This is a genomic window from Novosphingobium sp. Fuku2-ISO-50, from assembly GCF_001519055.1.
In the GTDB taxonomy this organism is placed as follows: domain Bacteria; phylum Pseudomonadota; class Alphaproteobacteria; order Sphingomonadales; family Sphingomonadaceae; genus Novosphingobium.
Genome location: NZ_KQ954289.1, coordinates 167123 through 182158 on the forward strand (window position 1 = coordinate 167123; position 15036 = coordinate 182158).

General features: G+C 62.8%; 15 protein-coding genes and 1 riboswitch. Of the genes, 10 read left to right on the plus strand and 5 right to left on the minus strand.

The genetic code is table 11. From position 1 onward, the window contains the following. Positions 1-122: 122 nt before the first annotated feature. Entirely contained in the window at positions 123-734 is a 612-nt protein-coding gene (locus AQZ50_RS09250) for a ribonuclease HII (RefSeq protein WP_067745777.1), read from the minus strand. Between the two features lie 70 nt (positions 735-804). Here AQZ50_RS09250 and AQZ50_RS09255 point away from each other — a divergent pair, with 70 nt between their 5' ends. From AQZ50_RS09255 to AQZ50_RS09270, 4 genes are all read left to right on the plus strand, one after another. Continuing rightward, a complete protein-coding gene (locus AQZ50_RS09255; RefSeq protein WP_067745779.1) occupies positions 805-1494 on the plus strand; it encodes a pyrimidine 5'-nucleotidase in 690 nt (229 codons plus the stop codon). A gap of 55 nt (positions 1495-1549) precedes the next feature. Continuing rightward, entirely contained in the window at positions 1550-2386 is an 837-nt protein-coding gene (gene dapD / locus AQZ50_RS09260; protein WP_067745781.1) for a 2,3,4,5-tetrahydropyridine-2,6-dicarboxylate N-succinyltransferase, read from the plus strand. Continuing rightward, positions 2379-2816 carry a cupin domain-containing protein gene (locus AQZ50_RS09265; RefSeq protein WP_067745783.1) on the plus strand — a complete coding sequence of 146 codons (438 nt, stop codon included), beginning with the start codon at positions 2379-2381 and terminating at the stop codon, positions 2814-2816. Before dapD ends, AQZ50_RS09265 begins: the two co-directional genes overlap by 8 nt. A gap of 252 nt (positions 2817-3068) precedes the next feature. Next, a complete protein-coding gene (locus AQZ50_RS09270) occupies positions 3069-3356 on the plus strand; it encodes a hypothetical protein (protein ID WP_067745785.1) in 288 nt (95 codons plus the stop codon). A gap of 75 nt (positions 3357-3431) precedes the next feature. On the opposite strand, the gene thiC is transcribed toward AQZ50_RS09270, so the two are convergent. Both thiC and AQZ50_RS09280 read right to left on the minus strand, forming a co-directional pair. Beyond that, a complete protein-coding gene (gene thiC, locus AQZ50_RS09275) occupies positions 3432-5294 on the minus strand; it encodes a phosphomethylpyrimidine synthase ThiC (RefSeq protein WP_067745787.1) in 1863 nt (620 codons plus the stop codon). 45 nt (positions 5295-5339) lie between these two features. After that, positions 5340-5447, minus strand: a riboswitch (TPP riboswitch). A 90-nt stretch (positions 5448-5537) separates the two neighbouring features. Further along, the gene (locus AQZ50_RS09280) at positions 5538-7043 is read right to left on the minus strand and encodes a flavin-containing monooxygenase (RefSeq protein ID WP_067745789.1); all 1506 of its coding nucleotides are present in this window, start codon (positions 7041-7043) and stop codon (positions 5538-5540) included. Between the two features lie 219 nt (positions 7044-7262). Between AQZ50_RS09280 and crtY the strand changes: the two genes are divergently transcribed. Genes crtY through AQZ50_RS09310 form a run of 6 tightly spaced genes read left to right on the plus strand, consistent with a single transcriptional unit; the run spans position 7263 to position 13208 of the window. Then, positions 7263-8498: a lycopene beta-cyclase CrtY gene (gene crtY, locus AQZ50_RS09285; RefSeq protein WP_369801404.1), complete on the plus strand. Its 1236-nt coding sequence runs from the start codon at positions 7263-7265 to the stop codon at positions 8496-8498. Positions 8499-8556: 58 nt separating this feature from the next. Beyond that, positions 8557-10035, plus strand: coding sequence for a phytoene desaturase (locus AQZ50_RS09290; protein ID WP_067745793.1), 1479 nt, complete (start codon positions 8557-8559; stop codon positions 10033-10035). After that, complete coding sequence (locus tag AQZ50_RS09295; RefSeq protein ID WP_067745795.1) at positions 10032-10613, plus strand: LOG family protein; 582 nt, start codon at positions 10032-10034, stop codon at positions 10611-10613. The genes AQZ50_RS09290 and AQZ50_RS09295 overlap by 4 nt, the downstream gene beginning before the upstream one ends. A gap of 55 nt (positions 10614-10668) precedes the next feature. Next, positions 10669-11583, plus strand: coding sequence for a phytoene/squalene synthase family protein (locus AQZ50_RS09300; protein ID WP_067745923.1), 915 nt, complete (start codon positions 10669-10671; stop codon positions 11581-11583). Between the two features lie 45 nt (positions 11584-11628). After that, positions 11629-12456 (plus strand): cytochrome b/b6 domain-containing protein, encoded by an 828-nt coding sequence (locus AQZ50_RS09305; protein ID WP_067745925.1) that lies wholly within the window; start codon positions 11629-11631, stop codon positions 12454-12456. Continuing rightward, complete coding sequence (locus AQZ50_RS09310) at positions 12453-13208, plus strand: molybdopterin-dependent oxidoreductase (RefSeq protein WP_067745797.1); 756 nt, start codon at positions 12453-12455, stop codon at positions 13206-13208. The genes AQZ50_RS09305 and AQZ50_RS09310 overlap by 4 nt, the downstream gene beginning before the upstream one ends. On the opposite strand, the gene AQZ50_RS09315 is transcribed toward AQZ50_RS09310, so the two are convergent. Together AQZ50_RS09315 and AQZ50_RS09320 are read right to left on the minus strand one after the other, a co-directional pair. Further along, a complete protein-coding gene (locus AQZ50_RS09315) occupies positions 13205-14221 on the minus strand; it encodes an SDR family oxidoreductase (protein WP_067745799.1) in 1017 nt (338 codons plus the stop codon). The two genes, AQZ50_RS09310 and AQZ50_RS09315, sit on opposite strands and share 4 nt — an antisense overlap. 27 nt (positions 14222-14248) lie before the next feature. Then, entirely contained in the window at positions 14249-14971 is a 723-nt protein-coding gene (locus tag AQZ50_RS09320) for an SDR family oxidoreductase (protein ID WP_067745801.1), read from the minus strand. Positions 14972-15036: the final 65 nt, after the last annotated feature.

A 15036-nucleotide genomic window follows, 5' to 3' on the forward strand; every position in this document is an offset into this window, starting at 1 on the left:
AGCACGAGTCGCGGTGAATCCAAAAGGGGAACGGAACGAGTCCGCAGGCCATATCTTGAGTCCGGCCCGCCCTCGGTACGCCACATCTGGTGGGTGCGGGGCAGAACAAATATTTCCGGCGATCAGATCAGCGTCAGTTGCGCCACCGGGCCAAAGCTGCGGCGATGAAGCGGGCATGGGCCGTGGAGCCTCAGCGCGTCGAGATGCTGGCGCGTGCCATAACCGGCATTGCGGTCCCAGCCATAGTGCGGCCATTCCAGCGCGGCGGCATGCATGATCGCATCGCGGTGCTGCTTGGCGAGGATCGAGGCTGCGGAAATCGCGGGCTCGGTTGCATCGCCGCCGACAATCGCGCGCGCCGGCCAGATCCATTCGGGCACGCGGCCCGCCGGTGTCTTGTTGCCGTCGATCAGGACCATGGCGACATCATCGCGCTTGCCCACGAGCGCCGATACCGCGAGCGTCATCGCCTTCATCGTCGCGGCAAAGATGTTGATCCGATCGATCTCATCGGCTTCGACAACGCCGATGCCCCAAAGGCATGTGGCGCGGATGGCCGGATCGAGCCTGGCGCGGCGGCGCGCCGACAGGACTTTGGAATCGGCCAGACCATCGGGCGCATCGGGGCCCAACACGACCGCGGCGGCGACCACCGGCCCGGCCAGCGGCCCCCGCCCGGCTTCATCGACGCCGATCAGCAGGCCACTTATGGGCAAGATGGATGGACAGGACATGGCTTCGCCTCCTATCGCGCGATGACGCCCACCATCAAGCCCCCTCCCCCATCAAGCAGAGATCCCGCACATGCCGTTCGATCCCACCCGCGTCGATTGCTGGATCTTTGATCTCGACAATACGCTCTATCCGTCCAGCGCCAATCTGTTCAGCCAGATCGATGTCCTGATGGGGCGGTTCATCGCCAATCTGCTCGGCTGCGATCTGGCCGAGGCGCGTCGCGTGCAAAAACTCTATTTCCATGATCATGGCACGACGCTTGCCGGGCTGATGCATTATCATGCGATCGAGCCGGCCGAATTCCTGGCCTTTGTCCATGATGTCGACATGAGCGTGCTCGATGCCGCGCCGCGCCTGGCCGACCGGCTGCGCGCCCTGCCGGGGCGGTGCCTGGTTTTTACCAATGCCGATGCGGACTATGCCGCGCGCGCGCTCGATGCCTTGGGAATTGCCGACTGTTTCGAAGGGATCTGGGACATTCATGCCATGGCCTACCGGCCCAAGCCGGAAATGAGCGCCTATGCCGGGCTGATCGATCATTTCCGCATCGACCCGACGCGCGCGGTGTTCGTCGAGGATACGGCGCGCAACCTGCCCCCTGCCAAGCATCTCGGCATGCAGACGGTGTGGATCGACATGGCAACCGAATGGGGCGACCGCGCCAAGGATGATTCCGCGATCGACGTGATGATCGACGACATGGCTTATTGGCTCGATGCCGTAGCGGGCGAACTTGCCCAAGGGCCACAGCTGGGCTAGGCGCGCCTGAAAATCTGCCTGCCGAAATCCCCCTGCCAGTACGAAAGTTTCCGACATGACCGACCAGCTTGCCGCCGCGATCGAAGCCGCCTGGGAAAACCGTGCCGAAGTCACCCCGGCCAGCGCCGATGTGCGCACCGTGGTCGAAGCCGCGCTTGGCCTGCTCGACAGCGGCAAGGCGCGCGTTGCGGAAAAGATCGATGGCATGTGGCAGGTCAATCAGTGGCTGAAAAAGGCCGTGCTGCTGTCATTCCGGCTGAATGACAACGTGGTGATCGAAGGCGGCGCGGGCGGTGCCCCGGCGTTCGACAAAGTCCCTTCGAAGTTTGCCGGATGGGATGAAGACAGCTTTCGCGAAGCGGGCTTTCGCGTGGTGCCCGGCGCTGTGGCGCGGCGCGGTGCCTATATTGCGCGCGGCACCGTGCTGATGCCGAGCTTTGTCAATATCGGCGCCTATGTCGATGAAGGCACCATGGTCGATACCTGGGCCACGGTCGGTTCGTGCGCGCAGATCGGCAAGAATGTCCACATTTCGGGCGGCGTCGGGATCGGCGGCGTGCTTGAGCCGCTCCAGGCCGGGCCGGTGATCATCGAAGACGGCGCCTTTATCGGCGCGCGGTCCGAAGTTGCCGAAGGCGTGATCGTCGGTCAGGGCGCCGTCCTGTCGATGGGCGTCTTCCTTGGCGCTTCGACCAAGATCATCGACCGCGCCACGGGCGAAGTGCATATCGGCCGCGTTCCGCCTTATGCCGTAGTCGTGCCCGGCGCGCTGCCCGGCAAGCCGCTGCCCGACGGAACGCCGGGGCCGTCGCTCTATTGCGCAGTGATCGTCAAGACGGTCGATGCGCAGACCCGCAGCAAGACCGGGATCAACGATCTGCTGCGTGACTGATCCGCGCGCCCTGATCGAACGTCTGGGGCTCATCCCCCATCCGGAGGGCGGCTGGTACAGCGAAACCTGGCGCGCCGAGGCGGCGCCGGGGACGCGTGCGGCGGGTACGCTGATCCATTTCCTGCTCGAATCCGGGCAGTCATCGCATTGGCATCGGGTCGATGCCGACGAGATCTGGCTGTGGCAGGGCGGCGATCGCATCGAACTGGCGATCGCCGCCGATGCGGCCGGCCCTGCCAGGCGGATCATGCTTGGGCCGGACCCTTTGGCTGGGGATCTGTTGCAGGCAGTGGTTCCCGCCGGGCAATGGCAGGCGGCCGTTCCGCTTGACGGGGCGCACGGCCATGCGCTGGTTTCGTGCGTCGTGGTGCCCGGGTTTGACTTCGCAGGGTTCGAATTGGCAGCGCCAGGATGGCGCCCCGGCACTTGATTCGCGGCCGTTGCGTTTCGCACATGCGCAATTGGATTCGCCGTTACCCTGCCCCAAGGGGAAAAAGGTTGCAATTTGCTCCTGATTATTACCCCATATTTCAGTTTTGTTGCATTTTATGCATCTTGACGCGCGCGGAAAGCATTTGCTCGTTCGCAGATGCAGCATAAATCGGGGTCACGCCAGCAAATGACCGGGTGCTGATCATCTCGGTGCAGAGGGCCTTCCCTCACTGGTAAAGGAGTGATTGCCATGCTGAAGACCACGCTGATCGCCGCCACGCTGCTTACTGCTGCTGCTCCGACTCTGGCACTTGCCGCCAGCGACGACGCCGGCCAGTTCACCCACAAGGGTGTGGACTACAACTACACCACCGAAGACAAGGGCGGCGACAAGGTCGTTCGCGGCACCGCCTATGCGGGCAAGGTTCCCTTCGAACTGCACATCCACAAGAAGATGGTCACCGGCACGTTCAACAACAAGCCGGTCGAATTCGAACTGTCGGACGTTAAGAAGCTGGGCCTCGACCTCGGCAACTGATCGCCGTTTTCCGATCCAAAAAAGGCCCCCGGTTCGCTGGGGGCCTTTTTTTGTGCGCCTGCGTTGGCCGGCGGATCACTCCGCCGCGGGCATATAGAGATCGCCGCCGGAGCGGTACTTTTCGCGCATTTCGGCCATTCCCGCCTCGACCTCTTCGGCAGCGATAAAGCTGTCGGGCGCGTTGTTCTGGCGTGCGGCAAAATCGCGCACTTCCTGCGTGATTTTCATCGAACAGAATTTGGGCCCGCACATCGAGCAGAAATGCGCGGTCTTGGCGCCTTCGGCGGGCAAGGTCTGATCATGATACTGCTCGGCGGTATCGGGATCGAGGCTGAGATTGAACTGATCGCGCCAGCGAAAATCAAAGCGCGCACGGCTCAGGGCGTCGTCACGCAGCCGGGCCGCCGGGTGGCCCTTGGCCAGATCGGCGGCATGCGCGGCCAGTTTGTACGTAACGACGCCGACTTTGACATCGTCACGGTCGGGCAAGCCAAGATGCTCTTTCGGCGTAACGTAACAAAGCATGGCCGTGCCAAACCAGCCGATCATCGCCGCGCCGATCCCGCTGGTGATATGGTCATAACCGGGCGCAATATCGGTCACCAGCGGCCCGAGCGTGTAAAATGGCGCTTCGCCGCAGGCCGCCAATTGCTTGTCCATGTTTTCCTTGATCTTGTGCATCGGCACGTGGCCGGGGCCCTCGATCATGACCTGAACGTCGTGCGCCCAGGCGCGCTTCGTCAGCTCTCCCAGCGTGTAAAGCTCGGCAAACTGCGCTTCGTCGTTGGCATCGGCGATCGATCCGGGGCGCAGACCATCGCCCAGCGAATAGGCGATATCATAAGCCTTCATGATCTCGCTGATCTCGTCGAAATGCTCGTAGAGAAAGCTTTCCTTGTGATGCGCGAGGCACCATTTCGCCATGATCGAGCCGCCCCGGCTGACAATCCCCGTTACGCGACGCGCGGTCATGGGAATGTAGGCCAGCCGGACCCCGGCGTGGATGGTGAAATAGTCCACCCCCTGCTCGGCCTGTTCGATCAGGGTGTCGCGGAAAATTGCCCAGGTCAGATCTTCGGCGATCCCGCCCACTTTTTCGAGCGCCTGATAGATCGGGACGGTGCCGATCGGCACGGGCGAATTGCGCAGGATCCATTCGCGCGTGTCATGGATATTGCGCCCGGTCGACAGATCCATGACCGTGTCGGCGCCCCAGCGGATCGACCAGACCATCTTGTCGACTTCGTTGGCAACGTCCGAGGCGACTGCCGAATTGCCGATATTGGCATTGATCTTGACCAGGAAATTGCGGCCGATCGCCATCGGTTCGCTTTCCGGGTGGTTGATATTGGCAGGGATGATGGCGCGGCCACGGGCGACTTCGTCACGCACGAATTCGGCCGTTACGTGATCGGGGATTTCCGCCCCCCAGTCCTTCCCGTCGCGGGCCAGGGCCTCCTTCAGCGCCTTGCGCCCAAGGTTTTCGCGGATCGCGACATATTCCATTTCCGGGGTGATGATTCCCTGCCGCGCGTAATGCATCTGCGTCACGTTACGACCGCTGCGGGCCCGCAACGGTGCGCGGGCAACGCCGGGAAACGGCGGAACCCCTCCCGACCGGTCGGGGCCAAGCTGCCCATTGTCTTCGGGGCGGCAATCGCGGCCGGTATAGTGCTCGACATCGCCGCGCGCGACGATCCAGTCATGGCGCAGCAGCGGCAGCCCGGCGGCTATGTCGATCGACACTTTGACATCGGTATAGGGGCCCGAGGTGTCATAGACGCGCACCGGCGGCTCGCCCGATGACGGCTCCAGCGCGATTTCGCGCATCGCGACACTGACCTCGGGAAAGCGTGGGGAATCGATGTGAATCTTGCGGCTGCCGCGGATTGCGCCGGTGGTAACGCCGATTTCGAGCTTGCTGTTGATGTCCGCCATGGTCGCTCCTTCGCGGGGGAAGGAGAAATGACGGGCTTGCACAGATTGCGATCGCCGGCCCTTCCCTCCGCCCGTGCTAACGGGTTCAGGTTCGACGGGTCGGGCCACGTGACTGGCCCCTCTCAGCCCACACAGGCTCCCCGAGGTTCGTAGGCGGACTTCTAGGCCGGTCGTCGCGGGCTGTCCAGTGACGGATGCCCGCGACGTAATGGGCGACGGCTTGCTCCGCCGTCGCCCGTTACGTTATTCCGCCGCTTGCAGCGTGCGCAGGTCGGCGCGTTGGCCGTCGTAAAGGAATTCGACGCCGTCGAGATTGATCTTCGGGATTTCCTCGCGTTCGCGCCAGTAATCCTGATTGTGGCGCCATTCGGGCTTGTCGCCCCGGCGTGGCAATTGATCGAGCCCGCGCATCAGGTAGCCGGGATTGAAATTGTCCGCTTCGATCCACGGCAACAGTTCCATGCCGGCATCTTCGGGCCGCAGCGCGACATCAACCCGTTTTGCCCCCAGTTCATCCATGTGTTTCAGAAGATTGCAGACGAAATCACCAAGCAGGTCGACGCGCAGCGTCCAACTGGCGCGGAAATAGCCCATCACCCAGACCAGATTGGGCACGCCGGTAAACATCATGCCGCGATAGTTGATGGTTTCGTGCCAATCGAGGTGGGCGCCGTCGATGCTGAACGGGATGTCGCCCATGACCGACAGGCGAAAGCCGGTGCAGGCGACAATGATGTCCGCTTCCAGCTCTTCGCCGGACGCCGTCAGCACGCCTTTTTCGGTAAAGCGGTCGATGGTGTCGGTCACCACGGTCACGTTGCCGGCAGCGGCATGCTGAAACAGGTCGCCATTGGGGCAGAATGCCAGTCGCTGCTGCCAGGGGCGATAGTGCGGCGTGAAATGGGGCTCGAACTGGAAATCCTCGCCCGCATAGGCGCGCACGAGCATTTTCAACTCTTCGAACACGACGTCGGGCTCTTCGACGCATCGCTTGTTCATCATGTCCTGATCGAACATGATCTGCGCACGCACGACGCGATGAACGGTTTCCTCGTCGATACCGATCTGGCGCAGCCTGTCGGCCAGTTCGTTCTGGTTCGGGTTGCAAAAGAAATAGGTCGGCGAACGCTGCAACATGGTCACTTTCGCACCGGCGTCGCAGAACGCGGGCACCACGGTTGCCGCCGTCGCGCCCGATCCGATGACGAGCACGCGCTTGCCCGTAACGTTTGTCGCCGGATCCCACAGCTGGGCATGGACGAAGTGCCCCTTGTAATCCGAAAGACCCTTCCAGTCAGGGACATAGGGCCGTTCGTGGTCGTAATAACCTTGGCACATCCACAGGAAATTGGCGGTGAACACCTGCTCCGTGCCGTCGGCTTCGCGCCGTGTGGTAACGGTCCACAGGTTGTCTTTGCTCGACCAGTCGCTCGACGTGATCCGCGTGCCGTAACGGATGTGTCGATCGATGTGGTTTTCCTCGATCACCTCGCCCATGTATTTGAGGATTTCCGCGCCGCTGGCGATCGGCGCGCCGACCCAGGGCTTGAAGCGATAGCCAAACGTGTAGAGGTCGGAATCCGACCGCACGCCGGGATACTTGTGCGTAACCCAGGTTCCGCCGAACGTGTCCTTGACCTCAAGGATCGCATAGTTCTTGTCGGGGCACTGGTGCTGAAGATGATAGGCCGATCCGATCCCGGAGATGCCCGCGCCCACAATCAGCACGTCGAAATGCTCTGCAGTCATGCCTTGTCCTCATCCTCTCGGGACCGGGCGTGATTCTTTGCCGCCCGGTTCTCCATGCCTTCAGGGTTGCTTCAATGGAGCCAGCAAACCTTGATACATCTCAAATTGCAACCGAAATTCGCAATACATTGCCGGGGTGCATTGCAAGGATTGGGCTGACCCGGCAAAGGCCCGCTTTTCTCCGTCTGTCCCGAAAGGGTTTGTTGCACGCGCGCGGGCTTGCCCCTAACCCCCGTTGCCATGGGCGCAACACAGGCTGACATCGCGATCCTCGGCGGCGGACTGGCAGGCGGTCTCGTCGCGCTGGCGCTTGCCCGCTGGCGACCTGACTTGTCCGTCATGGTGTTCGAACGTGACGCGGCGCTGGGCGGCAACCATGTCTGGTCGTTTTTTGCGACCGATCTGTCCGCCGATGGCGAAGAACTCGTTGCGCCGTTGGTCGATGCGGCATGGGCAGGCTATGATGTCCGCTTTCCCGACTATGTCCGGACGTTGGTCACACCCTATCGCGCGACGACGTCGCATCGGCTCGATCGGGTGCTGCGCCAGGCCCTGCCCGCACAGGCCTTGGTGACAGGCGCGCACGTGGTTGCCTGCACGCCGACCGGTGTGACGCTTGCCGATGGTCGGGAATTTGCCGCAGGCGCTGTGATCGATGCACGGGGCATTCATGATTTGCCATCTATTACAGGTGGTTGGCAAAAGTTTCTCGGACAACGTCTGAAATTGGCGCGACCGCATCGATTGGCCCGGCCGATCGTGATGGATGCAACCGTTGCGCAACATGACGGCTATCGCTTTGTCTATTGCCTGCCGTTTGCCAGCGACGAAGTCTTTGTCGAAGACACCTATTACGCCGACGATCCGGCGCTCGACCGCGATCTACTGGCCCAGCGGATTGCCGCCTATGCGCGCGCCATGGGCTGGGAGGTGCTGGGCGTCGTGGCCGAAGAACAGGGCGTCCTGCCGGTCGTGGCCGGTGGGGATTTCGACCGCTTGCGCGGCGCGGCGGGCCATCGCGCCGCGCTGGCGGGCACGCGCGCCGGGCTGTTTCATCCGCTGACCAGCTATTCACTGCCCGATGGCCTGCGCTTTGCCGTGGCGCTGGCGCGATGGCCCGGCCTGGGCACCGATGACATCTCGACATTCTGTGAACAGTATGGCCGAAGCCATTGGAATAAAGGCTGGTACTATCGCATGCTGAGCGCCATGCTGTTTGCTGCGGCACAGCCCGCAGATCGCTATCGCGTGTTGCAGCGGTTTTACCGACTGGACCGACGTCTGATCGAGCGGTTCTATGCCGGACAATCCTCGCTGGCCGACAAGGCGCGCATTCTGGCCGGGCGTCCTCCGGTGCCGATCGGCGCCGCGCTGGGCGTGTTGACCGGCCTTGGTGCGCGGGCAAACCAACTCGATCAGGGCCAACTCGATCAGGTGTCGGGCGGAATTTCATGACATCGGGTAAAACATCGGCCCTGAGCGCAAGCCGGGCCATAGTAAGGAAATCGCGACGATGAAACGGGCATGTGTCATCGGAGCCGGGATCGGCGGACTGGCGCTCGCCATCCGCCTGCAATCGGCCGGAATCGCCACAACCTTGGTCGAGGCGCGCGACAAGCCGGGTGGGCGCGCCTATTTCTGGGAACGCGACGGATTTACCTTCGACGCCGGGCCGACCGTGATCACCGATCCGCCCTGCCTCGAAGAACTGTGGGCGCTGACCGGACATCGCCTGTCCGAAGATGTCGAATTGATGCCGGTGATGCCATTCTATCGGCTCAACTGGCCCGACGGGACCAATTTCGACTATTCCAACGACGATACCGCGTTGCGCGCCGAAATTGCAAAAATAAGCCCAAGAGATGTAGCGGGTTATGAGGAATTCCTCGAATATTCCGCAGGTGTCTACCGCGAGGGCTATGTCAAGCTCGGCGCAGTGCCGTTTCTCGATTTCGCCAGCATGATCAAGGCAGCGCCTGCGCTCGCGCGCTATCAGGCATGGCGCTCGGTCTACGCGATGGTGTCGAAATTCATCGAAAGCGAAAAGCTGCGCGAAGCGTTCAGTTTTCATTCGCTGCTGGTCGGCGGCAATCCGATGACCACCAGTGCGATCTATGCGCTGATCCACAAGCTCGAAAAGGACGGCGGCGTGTGGTGGGCCAAAGGGGGCACCAATCGCCTGATCGCGGGCATGGTGCGTCATTTCGAACGGATCGGCGGCGAAGTGCGCCTGGGCGATCCGGTTTCGCGGATCGAGACGCTGGGCAATCGCGTGACCGGGGTAATCACGCAGAGCGGTTGGCAGGCCAATTTCGACGCGGTCGCCTCGAATGCGGATCTCGTCCATTCCTATCGCGACCTGCTGGGCGACAACGCCTATGCGAAGCGCCATGCCAAATCGCTCGTAAAAAAGCGTTTCTCGCCGAGCCTGTTTGTCGTCCATTTCGGCATCACCGGCACCTGGCCGGGGATCGCGCACCACATGATCCTGTTCGGACCGCGCTACAAAGGCCTGCTCGACGACATCTACAAATATGGCGTGCTGCCGCAGGATTTCTCGATCTATCTGCATCACCCGACGGTGACCGATCCAGGCATGGCGCCCGAAGGGATGAGCACGTTCTACGCGCTCGTTCCGGTGGCCAATATGGGCAAGCTGCCGCTGGATTGGGACGAGATCGGCCCGATCCTTGAAAAACGCGTGCTCGACGAAGTCGGCCGTCGCCTCATTCCCGACATTCACAGCCGTATCGTAACGAAATTCCACTATACGCCGGCCGATTTCAGTCACGATCTTGCCGCGCATCTGGGCAGTGCCTTCAGCCTCGAACCGCTCCTGACACAAAGCGCATTTTTCCGCGCGCATAACCGTGACGATGCCATCTCGAACCTGTATCTGGTCGGTGCCGGCACCCATCCCGGGGCGGGCATTCCCGGCGTCGTCGGCAGTGCCAAGGCGACCGCACGGCTGATGGTGGAGGATCTTGCTTGAAACGGATTGCGGTCTATTGCGGATCGGCCACACCCGCCGATGAACGTTATGTTGCGCTGGCGCGCGAGGTCGGCCAAACGCTCGCAACGCGTAACATCGGCGTCGTCTATGGCGGCGGAATGCGGGGATTGATGGGGGCAGTCGCACAAGGCGCGCTCGATGCCGGGGGCGAAGTCATCGGCGTGATTCCCGAGGCGCTGGCCATTGCGGAAATCGCCAATCCGGGCTGCACCGATCTGCGTGTGGTAACGGGCATGCACGAGCGCAAGCGCGCCTTTGTCGACTTGTCCGATGGATTTCTGACTCTGCCCGGCGGGGTCGGCACGATGGATGAATTGTGGGAAGCGGTCAGTTGGTCGCAGCTCGGCTATCATGCCAAGCCGGTGGGCCTGCTCAACGCCTTCGGCTTTTTCGATCATTTGCTGGCGTTCAATCATCACATGGTCGCCACCGGATTCGTGCGGCAATCGCACGCCGGGATCATCATGGCAGAGCCCGATCTCGACCTTCTGTTGGCGCGCATGACCGGGCACGAGCCCCATGTCCCGATCTTTGGGATGAAAGCATCGGACCTGTAACGTGACGCCCGGCGCCAACGCTCGGCGAGCCCATCTTGTAACGCTGGCGGCGGCGATGATCGCCGAAGGTTCGAAAAGTTTCGCCGCCGCCAGCCGTCTGTTCGATCGCGTCACGCGCGAACGCGTCTGGCTGCTTTATGCCTGGTGCCGGCGTTGCGACGACCTGATCGACGGGCAGGATCTTGGCGGCAAACTGGGTGACAGCAGTGACGTCACGGTACGACTGGAGCAAGTTCGTGCGCTCACGAGCCGGGCGCTGCGCGGCGAGGATACCGACGATGCCGCGTTTGCCTGCCTTGGCGTAGTCGCCGCCGAAACCGGGCTGACGCAAGCGATGGCCGACGCGGTGATAGCGGGCTTTGCGCTCGATGCCATGGAATGGCACCCGCGCTCCGAGGCTGACCTGATGCGCTATTGCTGGCATGTCGCGGGCGCGGTCGGCGTGATGATGGCGGTGGTCATGGGGGTCGATCCGGACGATAACGAGACGCTCGAACGTGCATGCGACCTGGGTCTGGCGTTTCAACTGGCCAATATCGCCCGCGACCTGGCCGAAGATAACGCGGCGCAACGCTGTTACCTGCCCGCCGAATGGCTGGCCGAGGCGGATATTCCTCCGGGCGAAGAATTGAAACCGCCGTATCGTAACGCGCTCGCGGGGCTGGCCCGGCGCCTTTGCCGACTTGCGGCGGCGCACGAAAGCTCGGCACGGATCGGGGCGCGTCGGCTCGGCTGGCGCCAGCGCTGGGCGATCCTTGCCGCAGCGGGGATTTATGGCGACATTGCCCGACAAGTCGAACGGCGCGGCAGCAAGGCGTGGGACAGCCGTACCGTCGTCAGTAACGCCCGCAAGATCGGGTGGATCGCGCGTGCTTTGATGCAGAGCGCCTTGCCCGTGATGGCACGAACGCGGCGAGAAGCACAGGCCCGGCACTTTACCCTGCACGAGCTTTCCCAATCACCCCAATGAGGGCATAGTGTAACCGGATCGCGTAGCGCAGCGAAGAGGGGAATGATGACCATGCCCGATCCCGTGCCGCCCCCCGCCTTGATCTATCGCACGCGCCTGCCCGTGCGGCTGTGGCACTGGACCAATGCGCTGACGGTCTTTGTCATGCTGATGAGCGGGCTGATGATCTTCAACGCGCATCCCCGGCTCTATTGGGGGGCCTACGGCGCCAATTTCGATCATGCCTGGCTCGAGATCGGTAGCCGAGGTACCACCGGTTATGTGACGCTGCTTGGGGTGGAGATTCCGACCACGGGGGTACTGGGCTATGCGATGGGCACGGCCGAAGCCTTTCCACCGCTGATCACCATTCCTTCGCACTATGATCTGGCGACCGCGCGCCTGTGGCATTTCGCCTTTGCCTGGGTGCTGGTCATTGGCTGGGTGTTTTTCTGCATTTACATGATTTTTTCCAATCATTTATGGAATACTCTTCTGCTTTCGCATGAGGAAATGCGCGGGACATCGCTGTGGCGCGACATCAAGGCGCATGCCCGCCTGCGCCTGCCCCGTGGCGAGGCGGCGCGGCATTACAATCCCTTGCAGAAAATCGCCTATCTGCTCGTGTTGTTCGGATTTCTGCCGTTGATGGTGCTGACCGGGCTGGCCATGTCGCCGGCGATGGATGCCGCCTGGCCGTGGCTGCTGGTGCTGTTCGACGGGCGCCAGTCGGCGCGATCGCTGCATTTCCTCGGCGCCGGGGCCTTCGCGGCGTTCATTATGGTTCACCTTGTCATGGTCGTGCTGGCCGGGCCGATCAACGAACTGCGCTCGATGATCACCGGATGGTATCGCCTGCCGCCGGAAAGACGCGTGCCGGAGGATCGGGCATGACCGGACTTGTTTCCCGGCGCAATCTGCTCGTCGGCGGTGGCAGCCTGCTGCTCGCCGGGTGTGATCGCGTGTCATCCTCGCCCACCGTGCGCGAGACGCTGTCATGGGGTGAAAGGGCCTCGCGCAGCGCACAACGCTGGCTGATCGGCGATCGGCAGGCGCTGGCGAGCGAATTCACCCGCGCCGACCTGTCGCCGGTGTTTCGCGTCAATGGTTCGACGCACGTCACGGCGGCCGATTATATGCGCCATGCGGCAAACGGATTTGCCGACTGGACGCTGGCGGTCGACGGACTCGTTGCGCAGCCGTTGTCGCTGTCGCTCGGTGCCTTGCGCGCGGCGCCGTCGCGTACGCAGATCACCCGGCATGATTGCGTCGAAGGGTGGAGCGCGATTGCCGAATGGACCGGGGTGCCGCTGGGCCTGCTGCTGCGCCGCGCCGGGCTGAGTACCCGCGCGCGCTATATCGTGTTTCACTGCGCCGACAGCCTGGCCGGCAAACCCTATTACGAAAGCATCGATCTGGTCGACGCATTCCATCCCCAGACGATCCTGGCCTACGCCATGAACCGGGCGCCGCTGCCCATCGGCCACGGCGCGCCGCTGCGCCTGCGCGTCGAGCGGCAGTTGGGCTACAAACACGCAAAATACGTCATGCGCATCGAAGCGGTCGAAAGCTTGTCAGGACTTCACGGCGGCAAAGGCGGCTTCTGGGAAGATGCCCACGATTACCAGTGGTATGCCGGAATCTAGACGCGAACGATCCCCCGGTCGATCAGGCTGAGCGCGCAATCGACGATCGATTGTTCCGCCGGGCGCGTTTTCCAGCCCAGCACTTTGAGCGCATGGCCGGCGTCGACATCGCGCACATTGCCCAGTTCGCCGGTGATCTGGCGGATCATCGGGTTAAACCGTGCCGAAAACCGCACCAGCCAATCGGGCAGGCGCCGCATCGGGACTTTGCGCGCATGGTCCGGCAGCCGCGTCTTGAGCACGCGCGCCACATCGACCAGCTTCATGAACGGGCCCGAAGCGATGAACCGCTCGCCCGCAATTCCCGGCGCAGTCAGCGCGCGCAGATGCAGATCGGCAACATCGCGCACGTCGACAATGCCAAAGCCGAGATCGGGGCATCCGGGCAGCAGCCCGCCCAGCAATTGCCGCACGACCTCGATCGAGGCGGAAAAATCATCGCTCCATACCGGCCCGAGCACGGCCGCCGGGTTGATCGAGACGAATTCCATTGCCCCGCCCTCAGCCGTAATCCAGTCGCGCGCGGCGCGTTCGGCAATCGTCTTGGATTTGACATAGGCATAGACATCGTTGCCCGCCAGATTGGTCCAGTCGGTCTCGGTAAACCGGTGTACGCCTTTCCCATGGCCATAAGCGATCGCGGCAACCGACGATGTCTGAACAAACCGCGTAACGCCCGCCTCGCGCGCAAAGCGAAGCGCACGCAGCACGCCTTCGCGGGCCGGTACGATCAAGTCATCCTCGTGATCGGGGGCGTTGGTGCTGAATGGCGAGGCGACATGCGCGACATGGCTGCACCCGGCCATCGCTTCGGCCCAACCGGCATCGGCGGTCAGATCCGCCGTGAAAAAACGCAGGCTGTCGGCAGTGCCGCCCAACAGGCCGCGCAAGCGCACCTCGCGCGCCGGATTGCGCAGTGTGGTGCGCACTTGCCAGCCTTCGGCCAGCGCCTGTTGTATCAGGAATCCGGCGATATAGCCGCTGCCCCCGGTGACCAGGACCGTGCCCGTCATGTTGCCCCCTTCCCCCTCTGTTGTTTTTTAGAATCCGATCATGATCCGCCGTACCGCCCAGGGCGCGACCTGATTGATCGCTTTCAGAGCACGCACCATGCCGACATTGGCTTCATCGGCATTGGCGCGCATCGCCGCCACGATCTGGCGCGCGCATTCCTGCGCCGAGAGTTTGCGCCCGCCGCGCTCACTGGTCATCGCCGTATCGACCAGCGGCGGCAACGCTTCGAGCACGTGAACGCGCGTCGCCTTGAGCTGCGCGCGCAACGACTGGGTATAGCTGCGCATCGCCGCCTTGGACGCACAATAGACCGGCGCTCCCGCGCTCGGCGCGATGGCGAGCCCCGAGGTGACGTTGACGATCATCGCCTCGGGCCGGGCCTGCAATGCCGTCATCAGGCCGACGATCAACCGGATCGGCGCATGGACATTGAGCCAGAGCGTGCGCTCGTCATCGGCCGGATCGGGCATGCCTGCGCGGAAATCATGCGCCGCCCCCATGCCTGCATTGTTGACCAGTACGTCGATCGTCCGTCCCGAGAGCGTCTGCAGGACCGCGTCGACCCCAGCGGACCCGGTCAGATCGGCACAGATCGTTTCCATCCCTTCGCTGCGCGCGCGCGAAAGCCGATCGGGGTCGCGCCCGGTCACGATCACCTGCGCGCCCAGAGCTTGCAATTGCAGCGCGATTTGCCGCCCGATGCCGTCGGTCCCGCCGGTAACAAGCGCCACTTTGCCCGCGAACTGCATCGATTTCCCCTGTTCGTGTCATTATCGCGCCAACAATACCCATTCAGTTGCTATGTGCAACGGAA